Source organism: Fictibacillus enclensis, assembly GCF_001457035.1.
Classification (GTDB): Bacteria; Bacillota; Bacilli; order Bacillales; family Fictibacillaceae; genus Fictibacillus_C; species Fictibacillus_C enclensis.
Genome location: NZ_KQ758618.1, coordinates 175,951 through 199,801 on the forward strand (window position 1 = coordinate 175,951; position 23,851 = coordinate 199,801).

At 44.6% G+C, this 23,851-nt stretch carries 26 protein-coding genes; 20 read left to right on the forward strand and 6 right to left on the reverse strand.

What is annotated here, in order from left to right; genetic code table 11:
- The first annotated feature begins 19 nt into the window (after positions 1–19).
- The 5 genes from rpsN (at position 20) to AS030_RS11285 (ending at position 4,633) form a co-directional block, all read left to right on the forward strand.
- Positions 20–289 (forward strand): 30S ribosomal protein S14, encoded by a 270-nt coding sequence (gene rpsN, locus AS030_RS11260; protein WP_061971951.1) that lies wholly within the window; start codon positions 20–22, stop codon positions 287–289.
- Positions 290–494: 205 nt separating this feature from the next.
- Complete coding sequence (locus tag AS030_RS11270; protein WP_061971953.1) at positions 495–1,475, forward strand: CobW family GTP-binding protein; 981 nt, start codon at positions 495–497, stop codon at positions 1,473–1,475.
- A gap of 75 nt (positions 1,476–1,550) precedes the next feature.
- A complete protein-coding gene (locus AS030_RS11275) occupies positions 1,551–2,537 on the forward strand; it encodes a Gfo/Idh/MocA family protein (RefSeq protein ID WP_061971954.1) in 987 nt (328 codons plus the stop codon).
- 141 nt (positions 2,538–2,678) lie between these two features.
- Positions 2,679–3,353 (forward strand): response regulator transcription factor, encoded by a 675-nt coding sequence (locus AS030_RS11280; RefSeq protein ID WP_061971955.1) that lies wholly within the window; start codon positions 2,679–2,681, stop codon positions 3,351–3,353.
- A complete protein-coding gene (locus tag AS030_RS11285; protein ID WP_061971956.1) occupies positions 3,353–4,633 on the forward strand; it encodes a sensor histidine kinase in 1,281 nt (426 codons plus the stop codon). Before AS030_RS11280 ends, AS030_RS11285 begins: the two co-directional genes overlap by 1 nt.
- Before the next feature lie 14 nt (positions 4,634–4,647).
- On the opposite strand, the gene AS030_RS11290 is transcribed toward AS030_RS11285, so the two are convergent.
- The 3 genes from AS030_RS11290 to AS030_RS11300 are packed head-to-tail and all read right to left on the reverse strand — an operon-like array spanning position 4,648 to position 6,997.
- A complete protein-coding gene (locus tag AS030_RS11290) occupies positions 4,648–5,589 on the reverse strand; it encodes an RnfABCDGE type electron transport complex subunit D (protein WP_061971957.1) in 942 nt (313 codons plus the stop codon).
- Complete coding sequence (locus AS030_RS11295; protein ID WP_061971958.1) at positions 5,567–6,502, reverse strand: FAD:protein FMN transferase; 936 nt, start codon at positions 6,500–6,502, stop codon at positions 5,567–5,569. Before AS030_RS11295 ends, AS030_RS11290 begins: the two co-directional genes overlap by 23 nt.
- A gap of 24 nt (positions 6,503–6,526) precedes the next feature.
- Positions 6,527–6,997 (reverse strand): FMN-binding protein, encoded by a 471-nt coding sequence (locus tag AS030_RS11300; protein ID WP_061971959.1) that lies wholly within the window; start codon positions 6,995–6,997, stop codon positions 6,527–6,529.
- Positions 6,998–7,114: 117 nt separating this feature from the next.
- Here AS030_RS11300 and galU point away from each other — a divergent pair, with 117 nt between their 5' ends.
- From galU to AS030_RS11330, 6 genes are all read left to right on the forward strand, one after another.
- Entirely contained in the window at positions 7,115–7,987 is an 873-nt protein-coding gene (galU, locus tag AS030_RS11305; protein ID WP_061972901.1) for a UTP--glucose-1-phosphate uridylyltransferase GalU, read from the forward strand.
- A gap of 37 nt (positions 7,988–8,024) precedes the next feature.
- Positions 8,025–9,728, forward strand: coding sequence for a DUF6044 family protein (locus AS030_RS11310; protein WP_061971960.1), 1,704 nt, complete (start codon positions 8,025–8,027; stop codon positions 9,726–9,728).
- The gene (locus tag AS030_RS11315) at positions 9,725–10,174 is read left to right on the forward strand and encodes a GtrA family protein (RefSeq protein ID WP_240482323.1); all 450 of its coding nucleotides are present in this window, start codon (positions 9,725–9,727) and stop codon (positions 10,172–10,174) included. Before AS030_RS11310 ends, AS030_RS11315 begins: the two co-directional genes overlap by 4 nt.
- 176 nt (positions 10,175–10,350) lie before the next feature.
- Positions 10,351–11,250 (forward strand): cation diffusion facilitator family transporter, encoded by a 900-nt coding sequence (locus AS030_RS11320; protein ID WP_164989024.1) that lies wholly within the window; start codon positions 10,351–10,353, stop codon positions 11,248–11,250.
- Between the two features lie 75 nt (positions 11,251–11,325).
- Positions 11,326–11,613 (forward strand): hypothetical protein, encoded by a 288-nt coding sequence (locus AS030_RS11325; RefSeq protein WP_061971962.1) that lies wholly within the window; start codon positions 11,326–11,328, stop codon positions 11,611–11,613.
- A gap of 321 nt (positions 11,614–11,934) precedes the next feature.
- On the forward strand, positions 11,935–12,351 hold the full coding sequence (locus AS030_RS11330) for an anti-sigma regulatory factor (RefSeq protein ID WP_061971963.1): 417 nt from the start codon (positions 11,935–11,937) through the stop codon (positions 12,349–12,351).
- A 97-nt stretch (positions 12,352–12,448) separates the two neighbouring features.
- Here AS030_RS11330 and AS030_RS23590 read toward each other — a convergent pair whose 3' ends face one another.
- Positions 12,449–12,598 (reverse strand): hypothetical protein, encoded by a 150-nt coding sequence (locus AS030_RS23590; protein ID WP_156412569.1) that lies wholly within the window; start codon positions 12,596–12,598, stop codon positions 12,449–12,451.
- A gap of 69 nt (positions 12,599–12,667) precedes the next feature.
- Positions 12,668–12,940 (reverse strand): hypothetical protein, encoded by a 273-nt coding sequence (locus tag AS030_RS11335; protein WP_061971964.1) that lies wholly within the window; start codon positions 12,938–12,940, stop codon positions 12,668–12,670.
- A gap of 590 nt (positions 12,941–13,530) precedes the next feature.
- Between AS030_RS11335 and uvrB the strand changes: the two genes are divergently transcribed.
- Both uvrB and uvrA read left to right on the forward strand, forming a co-directional pair.
- Positions 13,531–15,513: an excinuclease ABC subunit UvrB gene (gene uvrB, locus AS030_RS11345; protein ID WP_061972906.1), complete on the forward strand. Its 1,983-nt coding sequence runs from the start codon at positions 13,531–13,533 to the stop codon at positions 15,511–15,513.
- An 11-nt stretch (positions 15,514–15,524) separates the two neighbouring features.
- Positions 15,525–18,401 carry an excinuclease ABC subunit UvrA gene (gene uvrA / locus AS030_RS11350; protein ID WP_061971966.1) on the forward strand — a complete coding sequence of 959 codons (2,877 nt, stop codon included), beginning with the start codon at positions 15,525–15,527 and terminating at the stop codon, positions 18,399–18,401.
- A gap of 47 nt (positions 18,402–18,448) precedes the next feature.
- On the opposite strand, the gene AS030_RS11355 is transcribed toward uvrA, so the two are convergent.
- On the reverse strand, positions 18,449–18,652 hold the full coding sequence (locus AS030_RS11355; protein WP_061971967.1) for a hypothetical protein: 204 nt from the start codon (positions 18,650–18,652) through the stop codon (positions 18,449–18,451).
- A 213-nt stretch (positions 18,653–18,865) separates the two neighbouring features.
- Between AS030_RS11355 and AS030_RS11360 the strand changes: the two genes are divergently transcribed.
- The 7 genes from AS030_RS11360 (at position 18,866) to ppaX (ending at position 23,850) form a co-directional block, all read left to right on the forward strand.
- Positions 18,866–19,168, forward strand: coding sequence for a magnetosome magnetite crystal formation protein family (locus AS030_RS11360; protein ID WP_061971968.1), 303 nt, complete (start codon positions 18,866–18,868; stop codon positions 19,166–19,168).
- 96 nt (positions 19,169–19,264) lie between these two features.
- Positions 19,265–20,332 carry a DUF4097 family beta strand repeat-containing protein gene (locus AS030_RS11365; protein WP_061971969.1) on the forward strand — a complete coding sequence of 356 codons (1,068 nt, stop codon included), beginning with the start codon at positions 19,265–19,267 and terminating at the stop codon, positions 20,330–20,332.
- Between the two features lie 29 nt (positions 20,333–20,361).
- The gene (locus AS030_RS11370; protein ID WP_061971970.1) at positions 20,362–20,736 is read left to right on the forward strand and encodes a phage holin family protein; all 375 of its coding nucleotides are present in this window, start codon (positions 20,362–20,364) and stop codon (positions 20,734–20,736) included.
- A 54-nt stretch (positions 20,737–20,790) separates the two neighbouring features.
- Positions 20,791–21,321 carry a GNAT family N-acetyltransferase gene (locus tag AS030_RS11375; protein ID WP_061971971.1) on the forward strand — a complete coding sequence of 177 codons (531 nt, stop codon included), beginning with the start codon at positions 20,791–20,793 and terminating at the stop codon, positions 21,319–21,321.
- A gap of 78 nt (positions 21,322–21,399) precedes the next feature.
- The gene (hprK, locus tag AS030_RS11380; RefSeq protein WP_061971972.1) at positions 21,400–22,335 is read left to right on the forward strand and encodes an HPr(Ser) kinase/phosphatase; all 936 of its coding nucleotides are present in this window, start codon (positions 21,400–21,402) and stop codon (positions 22,333–22,335) included.
- A gap of 35 nt (positions 22,336–22,370) precedes the next feature.
- Entirely contained in the window at positions 22,371–23,186 is an 816-nt protein-coding gene (gene lgt, locus AS030_RS11385) for a prolipoprotein diacylglyceryl transferase (RefSeq protein ID WP_061971973.1), read from the forward strand.
- A gap of 22 nt (positions 23,187–23,208) precedes the next feature.
- Positions 23,209–23,850, forward strand: a complete 642-nt coding sequence (gene ppaX, locus AS030_RS11390; RefSeq protein WP_061971974.1) for a pyrophosphatase PpaX — start codon at positions 23,209–23,211, stop codon at positions 23,848–23,850.
- Position 23,851 lies beyond the last annotated feature (1 nt).

Genomic DNA, 23,851 nt, shown 5'->3' on the forward strand with positions numbered 1-23,851 from the left:
ATAAGGAGGATTGACTGAATTGGCAAAGAAAGCAATGATTGAAAAGGAATTGAAGCGTCAGGCCATCGTTGACCGGTACGCAGAGAAAAGGGCTGAACTGAAGGCCGCCGGAGATTATGAGGGCTTAAGCAAGCTTCCTAAAAACGCGAGTCCCACACGGCTGCATAATCGATGTAAAGTAACAGGACGGCCAAGAGGCGTACTCCGCAAGTTTGAAATGTCCAGAATCGCTTTCAGGGAACTTGCCCATAAAGGCCAAATCCCTGGTGTTAAAAAATCCAGCTGGTAATGAAGGATAAAAGCATTTTTTCCAAAGCAGGAAAGAATGCTTTTTGTCATTTTGCGGAAAGATCCATATCAAATACACCCATAATATCAAGAAAGATTTCAGAAGTCATGGTTATTGCTTTTTCTGGTTGGTTGCTCCATTTTCATGTTAAGATAAACCATAATGATTACGATTTATATAAAGTTATTAAGGGAGGAACCAGAAGATGACAATCCATAAAAAAATTCCAACATACATATTAAGCGGCTTTCTTGGCTCAGGTAAAACGACGGTATTGCTGAAAATGCTTGCCGACTTTAAAACCAGAGGCCTTAAACCGGGAATTGTATTGAATGAGCTGGGGCAAGTCAATGTGGAAGGGCATCTGTTTAAAGGTGAAAAAATGCTGGAAATGCTGGACGGCTGCATCTGCTGTACGATTCAGGATGACCTGAGGGAGGAGCTCAAATTCTTTTTGCAGGAAGAAAATCAGGTGGATGTTCTGTTGATTGAGGGAACGGGCGTGGCCAATCCGAAGGAAATTTTGGAGGCCCTCACTGATCCGCGGCTTCATAACGGGTTTGAAACTCAATCGGTCATCAGTCTGGCAGACGCCAGCAAATTTCTTGAATACCAAAGCATTTTCTCCAGTTCGAGGGAGATCCGGGAGATGCTTAATGAACAGATGAGCAGCACCACGCTGATTCTTTTGAACAAGATGGACCTTATTCAGGAAAAAAATAAAGATAAAATCTATAAAAAATTGAGAAAGCTAGTTAAAGGTGAAGTAAAAATCTTTGAGACGGTGTATGGCAACGTCTCTCTTGATGAACTGTTAAAAAAGCGGATGAGCACGGTCTCCGTTACCCTGGGTGAAAGTGAGACAAATACCCACCATCATCATGACCATCACCACGAGCATCCGTTTAAAGCGGTTAAAATTGAAAATATTCCGGCAGTGGAGCGGATTCGCTTTGAAAAGTGGCTGAAAAAATTACCGGAAAGTGTGCTTCGGGCGAAGGGGATGGTGCAACTTGCTTCTCCAAGTGGTCTCTATCAATTTCAATTTGCCTCAAAAGAAGTGGAGATGGAACGGATGGAAGACCAGGAATGCTCTACGTGTCTAATTTTAATTGGCTACAATATGCCGGTTGATGACCTTCAAACATCATTCCAGAAGGAATTTCTGCAAACGCTGCAAGCATAAACGGATTTTAACGGACAAAAGGCGGAAATATGGTAAACTGGCTGTTGAACAGTGAATTGAAGGAGGATCCATCGAGTGATACGTTTTGGTGTGATAGGTACAAACTGGATTTCAGATGCCTTTTTGAAAGCAGCAGGTGATCTCGAAGAGTTTAAGCTGAATGCAGTTTATTCGCGTACAGAGGAAAAAGGCAGGAAATTTGCAGGGAAACATGGAGTTTCGACTGTTTACACGGATTTTAACGAATTTGCTTCATCCGATTTAATCGACGCGGTTTATGTGGCAAGCCCAAACTCATTTCATGCCCGGCAGGTCATTGAGCTGATGAACCATGGCAAGCACGTGCTTTGCGAAAAACCACTTGCTTCAAATGCCGATGAAATCAAGGAAATGATTGAATCGGCCAAGGCGAACAACGTGGTTATGATGGAAGCAATGAAATCAACATTTCTTCCCGGCTTCAAAGCCGTCAGGGATCACTTGTCCGAGATTGAAACCATCAGAAGGTATGTGGGCAACTACTGTCAGTATTCTTCACGATATGATGCGTACAAGGAAGGAACGATTCTTAATGCGTTCAAACCAGAGTTCTCAAATGGAGCACTCATGGACCTTGGCACATATTGCATATACCCGCTGGTGGTGCTGTTTGGCCGGCCAAAGTCGGTTAAAGCGAGCGGAATTAAGCTTGAGACCGGGGTGGACGGAGAAGGCAGCATTTTACTGACCTATGACACGATGGAAGCGGTTATTACGTATTCGAAAATTACCGATTCCTCCCTTCCTTCCGAGATTCAAGGGGAGAAGGGAAGCATTGTCATCGACCGGATCCATACACCGGAGAAGGTCGAATTACGGTACAGGGGCGGAGATTCACGGGATATCTCGGTTTCTCTCGAACATGAACCGATGTACTATGAAACGAAAGAATTCATCTCCTTGATTCAGCAGGGAAAACTGGAATCGGATATCAATTCGCACGATAACTCGCTTGCCGTAATGGAAATTATGGACGAGGTTCGCAGCCAGCTTGGCGTTGTTTATCCGAATGACCGTAAATAATAGAAAGGTAAAAGCTGCTCAAACAGAAAATTTGGGCAGTTTTTTTATTTTCAGGAAAAACTAATACTAAATTAAAGAAATTTTAAAAATGATCTGGTAGGCTGTTAGGGCAATTTGAGTGGAGTGGGGAGTTGAGATTCAATGAAGATACTTGTTGTAGAAGATGATAAGGGAGTACGTCAGGGAATTGAGAACCTTCTTTTGGACGAAAAATATATAGTTGTTTCTGAGGAAAACGGGGAGGATGGACTTTTCTCGGCAGAGGACGGCGAGTACGATGCGTTAATTCTGGATATTATGCTCCCTGGAATGAACGGATTGGAGATAGTCAAAGAATTAAGAATCCAGGGGAACCATGTTCCTATCTTATTATTGACAGCGAGGGATTCTGTAGAGGACAGAGTAAAGGGGCTCGATGCCGGAGCGGACGATTACCTGATTAAGCCGTTTGCCGGGCCGGAATTGCTGGCTCGGCTGAGAGTCCTCTTGAGAGACAGAGGGACAACTCCGGCAGAGGAGCTTTCCTTTGGCAACATTACCTTGAACAAATCAGAATACGATGGTTATGTTGATTCGAAAAAGCTCAGTTTGACCGTTAAAGAATATCAGCTGCTTGAGTATTTCTTAAGGAACCCAAATCAAATTCTTTTAAGGGATCAAATTTTTAACCGGGTTTGGGGGTATAGTTCAGACGTTGGTTTGAATGCGGTTGACGTATATGTGCATTATCTCCGGAAGAAACTTGCTCTTCATGGCTGTGAGCATCTTCTGAAAACCGTCAGAGGCATCGGCTTTATGCTGCAGGAGGAGAAGTAATGTTCAGGAAAACCCGAATACGGCTGGTCGTCATGAACACAGTTGTTCTTGTCCTTGTTCTTTGTGTGTTCAGTTCGGTTATATATGGCTACATGCATTATGTGGTCTATCATAACATTGATGATAAGCTGCATAACATAGCCGGGAAGCTGAAGAAAGAAGGGTATAAGGAAGTTGACAGTGAGCATAAAGAAGAGCGGGAAGAACGGAAGGTCAGCTATCTTTTATGGGACAAGAACGGCGCGTTTGTCAAAAGCTTTCCGGATCATACGGCTTTCCAAACAGATCTTGCCGGATTTAAACCTTCTACGTCTGACCGGCACGTTCTTTGGAACAACGAAAGTAACGAACATACCTATCGGGCTCTCGATATAAACGTAAAGGATAAATTGCCAAAATCAGTTTCAAAAGCGGACATTGAACATCTCCAGCTGGTGCTGAATATTGATCCGGAAGTTTACATGCTTAAAAATCTTCTTAAGCTGATTGTTGCATGTACGCTCCTGGGTTTGGCCATTTCAATCTTGACCGGGATGTTCCTCGCTGAGAGATCACTTATTCCCATAAGAGCCGCGTGGAATCGTCAAAGCTCGTTTGCAGCTGATGCTTCCCACGAGCTTCGCACCCCGTTATCCGTCATCCAGACCCATTTGGAAAACGTATTTCGGCATCCGCAACATTCGGTTGAACAAGAAAGTGTTGCGTTGTATAACAGTTTAAAAGAGGTGAAGAGGACCAATAAATTGGTTGCTGATCTCCTCACTCTCGCACGGACGGATTCAAATGAGGCAATGCTCTTAAAAGAAATTTTTAATCTCACTGAACTGATTACAGATGTGGTTGATCAATTTTCATTTATTGCAGAAACAAGGAATGTCAATTGTTCGAGCACAATAGAAAGTGACATCTACTTTAATGGGGACAAGGAACGCATTCACCAGCTTCTTATTATTCTTTTGGATAATGCCTTAAAGTATAACGTGGAAGACGGGAGCATTTTCCTGATCTGCAGGAAGGAGCATCATGACATCCTTCTGGTGGTTAAAGATACGGGCATTGGCATTCAAAAAGAAGACCTTCCGTTGATTTTTGACCGTTTTTACAGAGGAGATAAGAGCAGATCCCGGGAAGAAGGGGGAACGGGTCTTGGACTTTCCATCGCCAAGTGGATTGTGGAAGAGCATAAAGGAAGCATTAAAGCGGAGAGCCGTCCCGGAAAGGGCACTGAGATTCAAGTACGGCTTCCTGTGGGCATAAATAAAAGTCCCGCCAAAGAATAATGGCGGGACAGGGTTTAAGGAAAATGCTTGCGGCGGGCGGGTCGGGAATAAGAAGTTTGCCTGAGGTTTTGTAAATATGAAGAAAACTCCTTTTTGTTGGCGTTCCAAGCTTTCCATACATTGGCCGCCAGTACACCGACCAGAAGAAAGGAAAGGCCGCCAAACAGGACATAATCCGCGAGGCTAATTACGGCTGCAATTCCTCCAAACAACACTTGATCCTTGTATTTGGCAGGTGAGGTTGGCGGATCGGTCACCATGAAGAAAGCCAGGAACAAAACGGATTGGATAAATGGTGGCCGCAATGCATCCGTTACATCTCCCGTACCCATCAAGCTTAAGACAAGCAAAAGGATAAAATAGATGCCCAAAAAGGAAAACACTTGTGGAAACTTGTTCACTTTGCTGGTTATAAGATATCCTCCAATCAGTACGAGGGGGATGAACCAAACGGGGAGAGTGGCCATAGCTCCCCACCAGCTTTGGCCGCTATGAAAAGGAATGGCCGCAAACAGCAGGCCGAACGCTGCAGGATTAAAAAGAGGTTTGCGCTTAAATGATAAAAGGTTCTTTGAAACAATGGCTGCTGCAGAAGCAGCGGCTGAGACATAAAGCGGTGAGGCTTCACTCAGAACAAGAGCAATGATTAATCCTGTTATTACTGCACCATCCCAGCTGATGGTTTTTCTTTTTTGCCTAAGCGAAAAAATCATATCCACCGCAACTGCCGCTAACACAGCAGCTGCTATACTGCCAAGTCCCTGAAAAGGATGGGAATGGATGCTTCCTGTAATGGAAAGAACAAGTAACAGATATAAAAGGTAGCCTTTTGGCTTTTTAAAGAAGGCTGCAGTTTTTTTTGCAGGGGCAGACTTGGTTTTTACATTAGAAGGAGGGGCCATTTTTTTTCGGTCCATTCTGCTTTTTCCTTGCTCAGGTAAAGTATTGTAATTCATAACGTTCCTCCATTTGGTTGGTCTTCTCTATGGTCAAGTCATGGTCCACCAGAATACCGCCACAGCCCATCTTTTCCAAAAATGCTTTGCCCTTTGGCTTGCCAAGTATAAAAGCTGCTGTTGAGTATGCATCTGCAGCCATTGTATAAGGAGCTATGACGGTTGTACTGATGTAATCTGTAACGGATTGTCCATTGACGGGATCTAAAAGATGATGAGCAAAAGGAATCGCTTTGCTCTGCCGTTCATAGCTTCCGGAAGTGCAAACCGCAGAGTCGGTCATTCTCAGCAAACACAGAATATTTTTTTTGTTACCGGGATGCTGGATTCCAACCTCCCACAAATCGTTATTTTCATTTCTTCCGCCAACATATACATCTCCTCCGGCATTAATGGAGAAACCATGCATTCCCTGAAAGTGGCGGATGGCCAGGTCGACAGCAAAACCTTTGGCAACAGCCCCCAGGTCCAGAGACAAAGGCTTCCGCAAAAGAATGGTTTGTGTCTGACGGTTCAGGATCATATCCTTGTAGGTTGAAGAAGTATCGATACATTCAAATCTGGGCGCCAGCTTGCTGGTCAGATAGTGCCGATTGAACCCATGAGCAGCAAGGAGTCTCCCAAGGGTTGGATCAAACGCTCCATTTGTCAGAATGGCCATTTGCTTGGCAAAGCTCAATGCTTCAAACAATACGGCACTTACAGGAACAGCTTCACCACATGTTCTTGTTAAGCGGGATAACTCGCTGTCTGCATCAAAGCGGCTGCAGATTCTTTCTACTTCATGAAAAACATGTATGGCGCTTTTTATTTTTTCTTTACTATCTTCTTCTGAATGGGAAGAAATGGCCGTAAAATGAACCAGTGTACCCATTATCAATATGCTTTTTGTGTGTTTGTACAGTTGATTCATGGTTGCATGATCCTTTCGTTTTAGCTATATCTTGGCTTGCTGAATACAGTCATCGACAGCCTGCTGAAAATCCTCCGTGCTTAGTGTCGCCCCGCTGACAATGTCGACGTTTGCACTTTGACGAATCAGCACCTGCTGAGGAAGGTCCTGTATATAAGAAGGAGAATAGTGCGTATCGCAATTCGTAATTTCAACATCCGTGATTTTGTCTTTTTTGAAAGTAACGGCTACTTCCACTGACCCGATATGGTTGGTGGCCTGTCCGATAAAGGTTCCGTCTTTGTACACTTTATTGGTAGGCACACTATTTTTTGAAACTTGACGGGGTGGTTTAGCACCGTTTGCCGGTGTGTCAGTTTTTGTATTTGTATGATCAGTGTGAGTATGTGGAACTGCAGCGCTCTGGTCAGGCTGTGATGACACAAATCCCGCCAAATATACGGCTCCTATGGCAGAAGAGCATAGGGCAATCATTTTATTTCCCATTTTCGCCATTTTATTCCCTCCTGTCCTTGGGATAGAATTAGTGTAAAGCGCAAGTTTTAAAAAACTTTTAAAAGGAAATGAGCAGTAACAGAAATAGTTTCAGTGAGGAGAGAGGATATGACATCAATGAGAGTAAAAAAAGCGATCATTCCGGCAGCGGGGCTGGGTACACGATTTTTGCCGGCTACAAAAGCCATGCCGAAAGAAATGCTTCCGATCGTGGATAAACCAACTATTCAATATATCGTGGAAGAGGCAATCAATTCCGGAATCGAGGATATACTGATCGTTACCGGAAAAGGGAAGCGGGCGATTGAGGACCATTTTGATTACTCATTTGATCTGGAACATAGTTTATTCTCGACAGGCAAGGTCAAACTATTGGAAGAGGTGCAGCGCTCTTCGGAAATGGCTGATATTCATTATATCCGGCAGAAACATCCGAAAGGGCTTGGCCATGCGGTTTGGAGCGCACGGAAGTTTATCGGCAATGAGCCTTTTGCCGTTTTGCTTGGAGATGACATTGTTCAGGCAGAAACTCCCTGCATCCGCCAGATGATAGAGCAATTTGAACGCACGGAGTCCTCCGTGATTGGGGTAAAACCAGTCCCGGACGAAGAGACCAGCCGGTATGGTATTGTGGAAACGAGTTCAAAGTCCGGGCGCCTATACGAGGTAGCAAACTTTGTGGAAAAACCGCCTCGCGGTGAAGCGCCCTCCAACCTTGCCATCATGGGGCGCTATATTCTGACACCTGAAATTTTCTCATTTCTGGAAAACCAGGAAGCAGGAGCCGGAGGTGAAATTCAGCTGACCGATGCGATCCAAAAACTGAATCAGGTTCAACACGTATATGCCTATGAGTTTGAAGGGAATAGATATGATGTGGGAGATAAGCTGGGCTTTATTACAACTTCCGTTGAATTCGCTCTGCAGAATGAAGAGCTTCGCGAACCTCTCCTTCATTATTTAAAAGAAAGAATACTGAAACATCCTTAAAAAAAGCACCTAAGGATAAAATGTGAGGAGTGGCAAGATGGCTAAGTACTGGTCAGATCTACAGCCTGAAAAAAAACATCTGATACTGGCCTGGGCACTTCTTTTAATTTTTATGTCGCCTCCTTTTATTCTTGGTGAGGATGCACACATCAGGGTGCATGATAATATGGATTCCAATATCGCATGGTACAGGGTGCTGAAAGAAAGCGGGCAGTTGTTTGGTCCGATGGACAGCGTTATTCCCCAGATTATTAATGGCCTGCCGCGCAACGCGTTCGGCACAGAATTCAGCCTGATTCAATGGTTTCACAATTGGTTTTCATCCATGACAGCCTACGCGCTGAGCCAGGCGGTCACACGGATTTTTGCTTTTCTTGGCATGTACCTTCTATTGAAAAAACACATCCTGCCAGACAAGAAAGCCTATCCTGTATCGGTTTGGGTATCGGTTGCCTTTGCACTCACTCCGTTCTGGCCATCGGGTATGCTTAGCACCCTTGGCCAGCCTCTTGCCTTATGGGCCTTTTTGACAATCTGGAAGCATGAGGACACATGGAAGGAGTGGCTAACACTTATTCTTCTTCCTTTATACTCGAGTTTTGTTCTTGGATTTTTCTTTTTTCTCAGTGCTTTGGGTGTGTTTTGGCTTTGGGAACTGGTCACAAAAAAGCGGTGGAATTTACGTTTTTTGGGAAGCATTGCATTGATGACAGCCATTTATCTTCTGATTGAATACAGGCTTGTTTATTCACTGATAGTCCCGCAAGCCCCAACCAGCAGGGATGAATTCCAGATTTCGACCCTTGCGTTCTTGCGATCCGTCCAGCTCGTGTTCAAAAACTTTCTTTTGGGACATACCCATGACATGACGGTACATACAGTCGTCATTTTACCTGTGTTGTTTGTAGCGCTGTATAAATCCTGGGGCAGAAAAAAGGATGAAAAGCAGGTAAAGCTCTTTCAGTTTTTATTTTTACTTAATGTTTTCCTGTCCGTTTGGTATGCTTTCTGGTTTTATAAAGGCTGGATTCCCATCAAAGATCACTTTCACTTTATTACTACGTTTAACTTTGCAAGGTATCATTTCCTTCGCCCGCTTGTCATTTATGTACTCTTTGCATTGGGCATTTGGCTGTTATGGGATAAAGAGAAATGGCGGACGTGGATCCGGGCCGGTTTGATGCTTCAGGTTTTTATCCTGTGCTGTTTTAATGAGGAAATTTATTATCGTTTCTGGCAAACTCCTTCGTTTAAACAATTTTATGCGGAGAAGCAATTCCAGCAGATTGAAAGCTATATTGGAGAGCCACAATCCTCCTATCGTGTAGCCAGTTTGGGCATTCATCCTGCGATCGCTCAATATAATGGATTTTATACGCTGGATACGTACAATAATTATTATCCGTTGTCCTATAAACACGAATTCCGTAAAATCATTCAGAAAGAATTGGAAAGGAGTCCGCGGCTTGCGGCTTATTACGACGATTGGGGAAACCGCTGCTATTTGTTTTCGGCAGAGCTGGGAAAGCGTTATAACTACACGAAAAACTCCAAAAAGAGTATTAAGCATCTGCAGCTTAACACGACTGTTTTTACACGGATGGGTGGAGAATACATTTTATCTGCGGTTCCGATTGTTAATACAAAGGAAAATAATCTGCAATACATAAGGAAATTTACTCAGCGTGACTCGGCATGGACTATCTACCTTTACCGTGCCGTCAAAGAGGGTCAATTATGAAAACAGGAACAGGTGGAAAGTCGATGAATCATTCGTTTGTGCGTTTCTTAATGGTAGGTGTGGTCAATACACTTGTCGGTTTAGGATCCATCTATCTTCTGCTGCATGGTACGGGGGCTTCGTATTGGGTGGCTACATTTCTGGGAAATGCCATTGGTGCTTGTGTCAGCTATGTATTAAACCGGGTATTTACATTTAAAAGCCAATCTCCCGTCAGCGGCAGCATTATGCGCTTTATCGCAGTCATTCTGGCTTGCTATGTTATTGCCTATTATGCGGCGATCCGGATGGCTGTTTGGGGCTTTCATGCCCTGCTGCCCGAATATGGCCAGGCGGCGGATGATGCAGCGGTATTGATTGGAACAGGGCTTTATACGTTGTTGAATTATGCGGGACAAAGATGGCTGGTGTTTCCCCCGGAAAAAGGGGTCGGAAGCCATCTTTAGCTGCTTGATTTTGAGGGTTTAAAAGAGTATCATTATAAAACTGGGTTTTTTATTATTAAAGGAATGATGGATATGTTGACTTCAAACTTTAAATTGACCGGCCAATCCTGAACCGCAAAGCGGTTCGGGATTTTTTTTTCCTAAGGGAAACATTATTTTAGGAGGGGAACATGGAAATCGTACATGAAAGAGAGAAGATTGGAAAAAGGGTTGCCTGGCTTGCATTGGTCAGCAACTGTATATTAACCATAGGGAAAGTTGCAGTGGGGCTGCTGGCCGGAAGTGAATCTGTGTTTGCGGACGGAATTCACTCGGCTGCGGACATTGTGGCTTCTATAGCTGTTCTCGCTGTGGTCGGCATTTCCAATAAGCCGCCTGATGAGGACCATCCGTTTGGACATGGGAAAGCAGAAGTCCTGAGTGAAGGCTTTGTTGGAATCATTCTATTTCTTGTCAGCATTTACATTGTTGTTGAAGGGATTCTTGGTTTCCTGGGGGAGCCTGAAGCTCCTGAATACATTGCATTGGTGGCGGCTCTGTTTTCCTATGTTGCGAAACATCTTCTGTATCGCAATTCAATGAAACTTGGAGAGAAGTATAACAGTAAAGCCATCATAGCGATCGCCTTTGACCATAAAGCAGATATTGTGGCTTCTCTGGCTGCTTTTTTTGGTGTAATTCTTTCCATTATCGGCGAGAAATATAATATACACTATTTGCTCTATGGCGATGCAGCAGCGAGCTTGATCGTGGCCTTTCTCATACTAAGAATTTCTCTGAAGCTTCTGGGCTCGTCGATCGACATCCTCATGGACAAAAATATTGAGAAGCCGGTTCTTTCTCAATATCGAAAAGTCGTCATGGAGTTTCCCGATATAAAGCGAATAGACCGCATGAGAGCAAGAACACATGGACATTACATTATTTTGGACCTGCGCATATCGGTTAATTTTGATTTGAGCATTAAAGAAGGGCATGATATCGCCAGAAACCTGAGAGATGAACTTCAAACACAGTTTCCGGATATATCAGAAGTCTTTATCCATATCAATCCATACTTTCCCGACAAAGAGTGACTGATGTCACTCTTTGTTTATGCTGAAGAAAAACGGGAATAGGTTTTGCATAAGAAATGAAGGAGGAGATCTCAAATGAAAACGATTAATGTTCAGCTTGAATATACGGCAGAAGCACATGAAACGTTTGATAAGGACCTTCGTAACAAGCTAAATGATAATCTAAACAGTTTAGGGCTTAAAGTAGTTTCAATTGCAGATTTCGGCTCATCAAATGATAACCTGCCAAGCTCGGAATCCGGAAAAGCAAAACCTGACGCTTCAGGAAATCAGGTCGCCATTATCCCTGATGACAATACTTCGGCGGGAGGCCAGTCCACTCCTGATGAACAGCTGCCCGGCCATGAAAATTCCGGAAAATAGAAAACAAGACACAAAGCTTCTCATCTTCGGATGGGGGCTTTTTTTTGACTCAAGAAGCAGGAGCAAATGAATAAATCTGCATGCGAAGGAAATAGAAGAAAAATGCCGAAATAAGCAGTTAACACCGTAAACAGCTGAATATGTAGTAATATATCCTCAAATCAGAACAAATTTGTTGAAATAAAAAGGAATAATACTTAAATTGTTGAAAGGTATGTGGAGTATAGTTTCGTTTTACATTCTGAAGTTTTTACATAATCCCATATCCCGTGCCAGTAGGAAGTAAGCACTACCAATAATCCAGGAATAGAGGTGCTTACCGTGAACTATCACCAGGTTACGGTTGAAATAAAACGTGAATACGATATCTTCATCGCCCGGCAGAAGGGAAAGGTACTGGCACGGGAGATCGGATTTAATGCAGTTGATCAAGTGAGAATTAAGACAGCAATATCCGAGCTTGCAAGAAATATCTATCTCTACGCAGGCGAAGGAAAAATCATTGTAGAAGCGATCAGGGAAAACCATCGCGCCGGTATCCGTGTTTCGGCCGTCGACCGCGGGCCTGGTATTCAAGATATTAATCTGGCACTCCAATCCGGTTACACCAGTTCGGGAGGATTGGGAACAGGCTTGCCGGGTGTTCAGAAGCTTATGGATATCTTCAACGTTCATACCATGCTGGAAGTAGGAACCGAAGTTACTGCCATCAAGTGGTGTATGCAACGAATAAATTAACAGCCGCCAACTCCTTATGGAAAAAGGAATAGCGGCTTATTTTAATTCTTCTTCCATTTCTATACCGTGTTATAAGATAAAAGAAAAACACCCTCCCTTATGACCGAAGGCGGGTGATGTTTTTTGATTTTATATTTTTGGAATGAAAAAGGGACCGGTTCATAAAAGATAGTTTCCGGGCATTTCCCTTGTAATGAATAATCTCCAATAGTTGATTCAGTGCTTTTAACTGGTCGGTTTCGTTCATGCGGATGCGCCTCCTTCTTCCTACACTATATGGAGAAGTGACGGCTGATATGTTTGGGGAACAAAAAAATCAGGTTAAGTATTTCTTGTGGGTGACGGTGTTGAGCAAGATGTATTGTCCTTCTTTTAACACTTCAGCATATAATTTGGCTTCGCTTTCGGAAACGCCGATCATTATGAGTTTTTGCAGAATATTTGGTGGAGCTGGCAGGTTTTTTTGAGGCTCAGAGGGGTTGACGATGATCATGTGTTCTGTTTTCATGCCATCTTTCTTAAGTAACTTTAGTTTATTGAGAACTTTATTTTCTGAAGGATAAATACCAATAACCCTGCGAGTATTCATGGAAAAACCTCCTGTTTAATTGTTAATCGCAAATAAAAGGGAATATTATGTAAATTCCCTTTGTAGGTAACTTCAAAACTCTTTTTTAAAAACTTTTTTTATTTTAATGTTTGAACAAGAGTTAATGAGGGTAAAAAGCTTTTGAAGCAACTCACCCCCTTTATTGCCAAAGCCTATGGGTTTTGGTTTTTTTCTGCTTAGCGTACCGAGGAAAGCAGAAAGAATAGAGGAAAAAAAGAATGACAGAGGTTATTCTGGCAACGGTATTGCCGATGGTAAAGGGGGAAACAACCCGGGTAAGCCATTGCCGCATGCTCCCTGGTGATCGGATTTTGGCTGGGGTTGGGCATCCATAAAAAACAGGCACGTAAAGTGATATAAAAAGGTCTGCCTTTTCAGAGGGCTGGCTTTTTTTGCTTATATGAGCGAATTTCTTTAAAAAAAAGAAAAACAGTAGCATACTATACATTCTTCCATGCGGTATTGATTTCCAATATTTGACGCGCGAATATTTGTTCGTAAAAATTAGAGTTTCACAGGTTTGCTGTGTTATAATCTTATTAGCAAAATTTAGGACGGAGGTTATGAATGTGAGCGAAACATTTGAGCTCGTATCTTCTTATAAACCTCAAGGAGACCAGCCTGAGGCAATACGTCAGCTTGTAAAAGGAATTAATGAGAAGAAGGAAAAAATGACGCTTCTTGGGGCTACAGGTACAGGAAAAACCTTTACGGTATCCAATGTCATCAAGGAAGTAAACAAACCGACTCTGGTAATTGCCCACAACAAAACGCTTGCCGGGCAGCTCTACAGCGAATTCAAGGAATTTTTTCCGAATAACGCTGTTGAATACTTTGTAAGTTATTACGATTATTATCAGCCGGAAGCCTATATTCCGCAGTCTGATACATTTATAGAAAAAGATGCAAGCATTAACGATGAAATCGATAAGCTAAGGCACAGTGCCACGTCTTCCTTGTTTGAAAGAAAAGATGTCATTATCGTATCCAGTGTGTCCTGCATCTATGGCCTCGGGTCCCCGGAAGAATACAAGAGCATGGTAATTTCGCTGCGTACCGGAATGGAACGTGACCGCGATCAGCTCTTGAGGGATTTGGTGGACATTCAGTATAACCGCAATGATATTAATTTCACCCGCGGTACTTTTCGCGTGCGCGGCGATGTCGTGGAAATCTTCCCTGCTTCCCGTGATGAACGGTGCCTGCGTGTGGAATTTTTTGGTGATGAGATCGACCGGATTACAGAGGTAGATGCCCTCACAGGTGAAATTGTCGGCGAGCGTAATCATGTGGCCATTTTTCCGGCATCCCACTTTGTCACCCGTGAAGAAAAAATGAAGATGGCCATTCAGAGGATTGAAGCTGAACTCGAAGAGCGGCTGAAGGAATTGAATGATGCCGGCAAGCTGCTTGAAGCCCAGCGTCTGGAGCAGCGCACCCGCTATGATATTGAGATGATGAGTGAAATGGGCTTTTGCTCGGGGATTGAAAACTATTCTCTTCATCTGACATTGCGCCCCATCGGATCCACCCCGTACACACTTCTTGATTATTTTCCCGATGATTCTATGATCGTGATCGATGAGTCGCATGTGACACTGCCGCAAATACGCGGAATGTACAATGGTGACCAGGCACGTAAAAATGTACTCGTTGAACATGGATTCCGCCTGCCTTCAGCGAAAGACAACCGACCGTTGACGTTCGATGAATTTGAAGGAAAAGATAAGTTTCAGCACATTTATGTATCTGCAACACCCGGCCCATATGAAGAGGAGCATGCTCCGGAACCCATCCAGCAGATCATCCGGCCTACCGGATTGCTGGATCCAACCATTGAAGTGCGTAAGAGCAAAGGTCAGATTGACGATCTTCTTGGTGAGATTAACGACCGTGTTGCCAAAAATGAACGCGTGCTCGTGACTACGCTCACCAAAAAAATGTCTGAAGATCTGACTGATTACCTGCAGGAAATGGGTATAAAGGTAAGATACCTCCATTCTGAGATTAAAACGCTGGAGAGGATTGAGATCATCCGGGATTTGAGGCTCGGTGTGTTTGATGTGCTAGTGGGGATTAACCTTCTCAGGGAAGGACTCGACATTCCTGAGGTTTCTCTTGTTACGATACTCGATGCGGATAAGGAAGGATTCCTTCGTTCCGAAAGATCCCTGATTCAGACGATCGGCCGTGCGGCACGTAACAGCAATGGACATGTCATTATGTATGCCGACAAGATCACCAGGTCCATGGAGATTGCTATCGGTGAAACACAGCGACGCAGAAACGTACAGATGCAGTACAACGAGGAACATGGCATTGTGCCGCAAACGATAAAAAAAGCGGTTCACGATGCCATCCGGGCCACTCAGGCGGCAGAAGATGCCGAAGAGTACACATCCAAGGCACCAAAACAGAAGATGAGCAAAAAAGATCGCGAAGCCTTCATCGGGCGAATGGAAGCTGAAATGAAGGATGCGGCAAGAAATCTGCAGTTTGAACGTGCAGCAGAACTTCGCGATTTGATACTTGAGCTAAAAGCTGAAGGGTAAGGTGATAACAAGTGTCTACGAAACAAAACATTACGGTGAAGGGTGCACGCGCTCATAACCTGAAAAATATAGATATTACGATTCCTCGTGATAAGCTCGTGGTTCTGACAGGACTGTCAGGATCGGGGAAATCCTCGCTTGCTTTCGATACCATTTATGCCGAGGGGCAGCGACGCTATGTCGAGTCCCTCTCAGCCTACGCGAGGCAGTTCCTTGGGCAGATGGACAAGCCGGATGTTGACTCCATTGAGGGCCTTTCTCCCGCTATTTCCATCGACCAGAAAACAACGAGCAGAAACCCCCGTTCCACAGTAGGAACGGTCACAGAGATTTACGATTATTTACGGCTTCTGTTTGCCAGGATCGGGCGGCCGGTCTGTCCGAATCATGGCATTGAAATTACCTCTCAGACCATTGAACAGATGGTTGACCGCATTCTCGAATATCCTGAACGCACCAAGCTCCAAATTTTGGCTCCGGTCGTTTCCGGGCGAAAAGGAGAGCATGTCAAAATTCTTGAGGATATCAAGAAGCAGGGCTATGTTCGTGTTCGAGTGGACGGAGAGCTTTTGGATGTCAGCGAAGACATTAAGCTTGAGAAGAATAAGAAGCATTCCATCGATGTGGTTGTCGACCGGATTGTAGTGAAGGAAGGAATCGCCACCCGGCTGGCGGATTCGCTTGAGACGGCATTGAATTTGGCAGGCGGAACGGTAACGGTAGATGTCATGGGAGAAGAAGAGCTTTTGTTCTCTCAAAACCATGCGTGTCCGTATTGCGGATTCTCCATTGGGGAACTTGAGCCAAGATTATTCTCCTTCAACAGCCCATTCGGAGCCTGCCCATCATGCGACGGACTCGGAATGAAACTGGAGGTCGATCCGGAACTCGTCATTCCGGACTGGGACCTGACGCTAAATGAAAATGCCATTGCACCCTGGACGCCTGTAAGTTCACAATATTATCCGCAGCTTCTGAAAAGCGTGTGCACTCACTTTGGCATCGATATGGATGTTCGCGTAAAGGATCTGCCAAAAGATCAGCTTGATAAAATTTTATATGGCGGCGATACGGAGCGAATCCGGTTCCGCTATAAAAATGATTTCGGGCAGGTTAAAACGAGCGATATCTACTTTGAAGGAGTACTTGCGAACGTAGAACGCCGTTACAAAGAGACAGGTTCGGATTACATCCGTGAGCAGATGGAAGGCTACATGGGCCAAAAAGCATGTCCGACCTGCAAAGGATACCGTTTGAAAAAAGAGGCGCGGGCTGTGTTAATTAATGGTCAGCATATTGGTGAAGCGACAGCGCTGTCCGTGACCGAAGCCAAGGAATTTTTCGAGAACCTCGATCTTACCAACAAAGAACGCGCGATCGCCCGTCTTATTCTTCGTGAGATCGTTGACCGGATCGGATTCCTCGTTAACGTCGGCCTTGATTATCTGTCCTTGAACCGCGCGGCAGGAACATTGTCCGGTGGAGAGGCACAGCGAATCCGTCTGGCCACACAGGTAGGTTCAAGGCTGATGGGTGTGTTGTATATTCTCGATGAACCGTCCATCGGACTTCATCAGCGGGACAATGACCGGCTGATCCGTACGCTTGAAGAAATGAGAAGCCTCGGAAATACGCTGATCGTTGTCGAACATGATGAGGACACCATGCTGGCGGCCGATTATATTATCGATATTGGCCCTGGAGCAGGTGCCCATGGTGGAACGATTACGGCACAGGGCTCGCCGAATGAAATTATGGATGATCCAAATTCCCTGACCGGGCAATATCTGTCAGGCAAACGTTTTATTCCGCTCCCGTCCCAAAGAAGGAAGCCGGACGGAAGGAACATTGAAATTGTGGGAGCTACCGAAAATAACCTTAAAAACGTAAAAATAAAAATTCCATTGGGGCTCTTTACCGGAGTAACCGGTGTTTCCGGTTCAGGAAAAAGTACGCTCGTCAATGAAATTCTTCATAAGGCATTGGCCCAGAAGCTTCATAAAGCGAAAGTAAAACCGGGGCAGCATAAGGAAATCAAAGGGCTGGAGCATATTGACAAGGTTATTGATATCGACCAGTCCCCGATCGGACGAACTCCTCGTTCCAATCCGGCAACCTATACCGGTGTGTTCGATGACATCCGCGATGTATTTGCCTCTTCCAACGAAGCAAAGGTTCGCGGCTACAAAAAGGGCCGGTTCAGCTTCAATGTAAAAGGCGGCCGCTGTGAAGCGTGCCGCGGGGATGGGATCATTAAAATTGAGATGCATTTCCTGCCGGACGTGTATGTGCCATGTGAAGTTTGCCATGGAAAACGCTATAACCGTGAAACACTGGAAGTGAAATACAAAGGAAAAAATATTGCGGATATCCTGGATATGACAGTGGAAGAAGGGGTTGAATTCTTCGCCAACATTCCAAAGATCAACCGCAAGCTGTCCACCATCCTTGATGTCGGATTAGGATACATCAAGCTGGGCCAGTCCGCGACTACCCTTTCCGGAGGAGAAGCACAGCGGGTGAAGCTTGCTTCCCAGCTTCATAAGCGTTCAACGGGTAAAACGATCTATATCCTTGATGAACCGACAACAGGACTGCACGTTGATGACATTTCACGTTTGCTCAAGGTGCTTCAGCGCCTTGTGGATAACGGAGATTCCGTCGTCGTGATCGAGCATAATCTGGATGTTATCAAACAATGTGACTACTTGATTGACCTCGGACCGGAAGGCGGAGATAAAGGCGGTACCCTCGTGGGTGCAGGAACGCCCGAAAAGCTTGCCGAGGTTGCCGAATCTCATACCGGCCGTTATTTGGCGCCGATTTTAAAACGTGATAAAAAGCGAATGGAAACATTGCTGAAACAAAGAGAATCAGTAACAAAATAATTTGAGGCAAAAAGAAGAGCCTGCGAGAAAATCCTCGCAGAGCTCTTCTATTTTTTTAGAAATAGTAATAGCTTGTATATAAGAAAGTTGATCAAAAGGACGATCAAACTGCCGACCAGGGCAGCCAGAATCCGTTCACCAGCAGAATAGCCGGCTCCTGTGTCGGAAAACGCACTGTATACAATTCCTGCCACCATAAGCAAGGTTAAAAAAATCGTAAAAAATTTAATTCCTTTTTCAGTTGAAAACATGTTATCCTCCATTAAGATTTCCCTTTCTAGTTGGGGAGCCAGTTACCCATAAAAACTGTGGGAAGGCAAAAACAAATATCCTCTTCTAAGATAGCTTATAATAAGGGAAAAAAACAAATACTCACCCTATTTTTAAAAGGATGTCTTTTTATTTGGTAGAATTACAAAGGGTAATCCTTTTCATTGCAGCAGTAAACCAGGAGGAAATGCAGCATGAGCACAAATTTGAATCGTATTTTATCATCTCTATGTTATTTCAGCATGTTTTTTGCCCCGTTTTTATTTCCAGTCGTAATTTATTTAGCTGTGCAGGATCAAGAGGTCATGAGACATGCGAAGCGGTCCTTTCTCTCGCACCTTTTTCCCGTCATCGCTATTCCTTTGAGCATCATTATTGTGGCCGAAACCGAATTCAGCATTACATCCATTGTGGTGTGCGCCATTCTGTTTGGACTGAGTTCACTCGTAATTATGGTATGGAATATTGTTCAGGGAATAAAAACCTTAAAAGCATAAATGTAGTGCGGTATCCACCGACCGGAACAGAAAAGAACCCTGCATCCAGAAACAGCCGGCGCCGGTTTTTAAACTTTGAAGGAGGCGTCAAGTTATATGGAAGAGCGAAAAATGATTTTAAACATGCTTAACGAAGGCAAGATATCAGTGGAGGAAGCTGAAAAATTATTGCTTGCGGTTAATCATAAAAAAACGTTTGCGCTGCCTTCGGGGACATTGGGCAAAAAAAATAAAGACCATAAAAAGGTGCCTTCCCAAGGGTTTAAAGTAGGGAAGTTCTTGAACCGGGTGGTTAAGCGGATTAAGACCGCAGACTTTGACCTGAATTTTGGTCCTCATGAGGATGTCCATCATATTTTTGAAGACCGGCATGTTATGTTTGAGGACATTGATATAGAAATTTATAATGGTTCTATCACCCTTGTACCGTGGGAACGAAATGATGTTCAAATTGAATGCGAAGCTGAAGTGTATAAAATTCCAGAAGGGACAGCAGCAAAAACAAAATTTCGCAATGAAACCTTCTATGACTGCGATGCCACACGGCTTCGTTTCTATGCGAGAAATAAACATCAAAAAGTGAATGCAGTCGTTTCTATTCCAAAAAAACAATATCACGAAATCAAGTGTGTGACATTCAACGGCGGAATAAAAACGAGTGATTGTCAGAGCCGTCACCTGGAACTGAAATCTACCATAGGGTCTCTGTTCGTCAACCGATGCGGTGGCGATAAATTAAAAGCGGAAGCTTCCAATGGGAGCATTACGCTGAAGGAAAGCAATTGGAAGGAACTCGTTGCAGAAACAATGAATGGCCCCGTCCGGCTGAACGGAAAGTCCGAGCAAATTCGGATTGAGACCATCAACGGATCCATTTATTACCGTTTAGACACACCGGCATCAGGGTATGCATCTTTAAAAACAGTGACGGGTAAAATAGAAGCAGAATTACCGGGATCTCTTGAAGTGGAGGCAAGCCTGAAAACCTATGTTGGCGGACTTGTCAGCGACTTTGACGGTATGGAAGTGTTGGAACAAAAAAAGGAAGTTACGAAGAAGTTTCTCCGTTTTATTGCAAATAAGGGAAGTGAACCGGCCTACCGGATGGAAGCCGAGGCGAAGACAGGCTCCATTGCTGTACTCAAGGCAAAACAGGAAGGCTGATTATTCCGAAAGAAAGTGAAGTGCAGTAAATGTTTATGAATTGGATCATCTCTCTGCTTGTTAACACCGTCGTCCTTATGGTGGTAGCCGGCTATTATGAACCGTTTAAATTGGAGGGGGCAGGGGCAGCCCTGCTGGCCAGTATTATCCTCTCCATCTTCAACCTCTTCATCAAGCCCGTTTTGGTTTTATTGACACTTCCTGTAACGGTTTTGTCTTTCGGGCTATTTCTGATTGTTATTAATGCGGTTCTTTTAATGCTTACGGCTGAAGTCATGGGATCGAGCTTTGAAATTGACGGGTTTGGAGCTGCTTTTCTGGCAGCGATTATCATTTCAATATTGAATTTGCTGATCCAAAACTTCATTATTGAACCGATGCAAAAAAGGAAGCGTTCCAGCTAGGGGCGCTTTTTTTAGAAGATAGAATACGTTCCTGTTGTAAAAAGGAGGGGAAACATGGAGTCACAAAGGCTGATCTATCGAGCATACACCAAAGAGGACGATGAATTCTATGCTTCCATGTGGGGACAGCCGGATATTGTCCGGTACATAGGCAAGGGACTAACCAAAACGAAAAAGGAAGCGGTCCGCAGTTTGGAGAACTGGATTCTTCCAGGGTATAAAAACGGGATGGGGCTGTTTGTCATCATTCTGAAAGAAACCGGGGAGCCCATTGGACATGCCGGCCTCGTTCCCCAGGTCGTGGAAGGTCGGAAAGAAACAGAGATTGGCTATTGGCTTAAAAAGCCATTCTGGGGAAAAGGATTTGCTTCTGAAGCTGCCGGTTTTTTTATGTCATACGGCAAAGCTGAGCTTCATCAAAGCAGACTCATCTCATTGATTCATCCTAAAAATGCAGCCTCCATTGCGGTGGCGAAAAAGCTGGGCATGGTCTATGAAAAAACAGTATTCTTTAATGGAAGCCGCACGCGTGTTTATGCAACCGGCCAGCCGCAAACCATATGGAAAGCAATAACTTGCGATTAAGCCCGTAAATTGTGTTTTGTTTCCGTATTGCTGATAGTGTTACAATAAATAGGAATGCAAGAACTATAGGAGGATACCATGGCAAAAGTACATACAAAAGAGTTGATAGATAAGTTTCAGCTTGAACTGGTCAGCGGGGAAGAAGGCGTTCACCGAACCATCACCACCAGCGATATTTCCCGGCCGGGCCTGGAGATGGCAGGATATTTTACATATTATCCGGCAGAGCGCCTTCAGCTTTTGGGTAAAACGGAACTGACCTTTATCAGTGAGCTGCCGCCGCCGATTCGAAGAGAGCGGATGGAGCAGCTGTGCACGGATGAAACACCGGGAATTATCATCTCTCGTGAAATGGAGGTCCCGAAAGAACTTCTGATTGCTTCACACGGGACAGGCGTTCCGATTATGCGCACAAAAATGACAACGACCCGGCTGTCGAGCAGGCTGACCAACTACCTGGAAAGCAGGCTGGCGCCAATGACCGCTGTCCATGGTGTTCTTGTTGATATATATGGAATCGGTGTCCTGATCAAAGGGGACAGCGGGGTAGGAAAAAGTGAGACGGCATTGGAACTTGTCAAACGGGGCCATCGTCTGGTGGCCGATGATTCGGTCGAAATCCGTCAGGAAGACGAAGAAACACTGGTCGGCAGTGCACCTGAGCTGATTCAGCATCTGCTCGAGATCCGGGGGCTGGGAATCATTAATGTGATGACCTTGTTCGGGGCCGGGGCCATCCGCAACTACAAGAAGATTTCCCTCATTATTCATCTTGAAACCTGGGACTCTAAAAAGGTTTACGACCGGCTCGGGCTGGAAGAAGAAACGATGAAAATTCTGGAAACAGAAGTTCCGATCTTAACGGTTCCTGTCCGCCCCGGACGAAACCTTGCTGTTATTATAGAAGTGGCTGCCATGAACTTCCGCTTGAAGCGAATGGGGATGAATGCGGCCAAACAATTTAATGACCGATTAACTGACGCTATTGCTTCAGGCGATGATATCGAATTGTAATACATTAGAATAAGAAAGCAAAAGGAAGTGGAACCGTGGATTCAAGTATTCAACCAATCGACCGGGTTGCCTTTGAGCTGGGGCCGATTACTGTGTATTGGTATGGTGTAATTATTGGTTTAGGCGCCCTGCTGGGACTGTGTATTGCCGTTAGAGAGTCGGAAAAACGGGGGCTCGGGAAAGATACATTTGTGGATGTTGTCATGTGGGCGGTTCCGATCGCAATCATTTGCGCAAGAATTTACTATGTGTTGTTTGAATGGGATTTCTACAGCAAGCATCCTGGAAAGATCATTGCCATTTGGGAAGGCGGAATCGCTATTCATGGAGCACTTATCGGTTCGTTTTTAACCGCGTATATCTTTTCAAGGGCCCGCGGCATTTCCTTTTGGAAGCTCGCCGATATTGCGGCTCCGAGTATTATTCTCGGACAGGGAATCGGACGCTGGGGCAATTTTATGAACCAGGAAGCCCACGGGCGTGAGGTCAGCCGCAGCTTTTTGGAAAATACACTTCATCTGCCCGATTTTATTGTGAACCAAATGTACATAAATGGCGTCTATTACCATCCTACGTTTTTGTACGAATCGCTATGGGATCTTGCCGGGTTTGTCATCCTGCTGCTGCTGAGGCGGGTCAACCTCAAAAGGGGAGAACTCTTCTTCAGTTATGTCATCTGGTATTCCATCGGCCGTTATTTCGTGGAAGGCATGCGTACGGACAGCTTGATGCTCACTTCGAACCTTCGGATTGCACAGGTCATCTCGCTCGTTTTAATTGCCCTATCCATCATTCTCATTGTGTATCGCCGCAAAACGGGATTGGCAGAGAAGCGCTATCTCGAAGGATAACAAGAAAGGAATCTGACACGTTATGAAAATCAATACCGCACTTTTTGATTTGGATGGAACACTGATCAACACGAACGAGCTGATTATCGCATCCTATCTTCATACGCTTGATAAATTCTTTCCTGAACAATACAACCGGGAACATATCATCCCTCTCATGGGGATGCCATTGACCGAAACGATGGAGCATTTTGACAAAAACCAGGTGAAGGAACTGATCGAAACCTATAAGGAACATAATCTATCACATCACGAAGAACTGGTGACCGAATTTGAAGGCGTGATCGAAACGATTGAAACCCTTCACAAGAATGGATATAAATTGGGGATTGTGACGACTAAAATGAGGAATTCTGTTAATCTGGGACTGAAGATTGTCGGACTGGACAAGTTCTTTGAGACCATTGTAACGCTCGATGATGTGGAACGCGCCAAGCCTGATGCCGAACCGGTGGAAAAAGCGCTTGCGCTGCTAAATGCCAAACCGGAGGAAGCCATCATGGTCGGTGACAGCAAATACGATATTCTGGCCGGAAAAAATGCCCGTACAAAAACAGCCGGTGTTTCGTGGACCATACGAGGAAGGGAATACCTTGAGGAGTTTTCTCCCGACTACATGCTCGATCATATGACAGATCTGCTTACCATATTAGGAGAGAGATAAC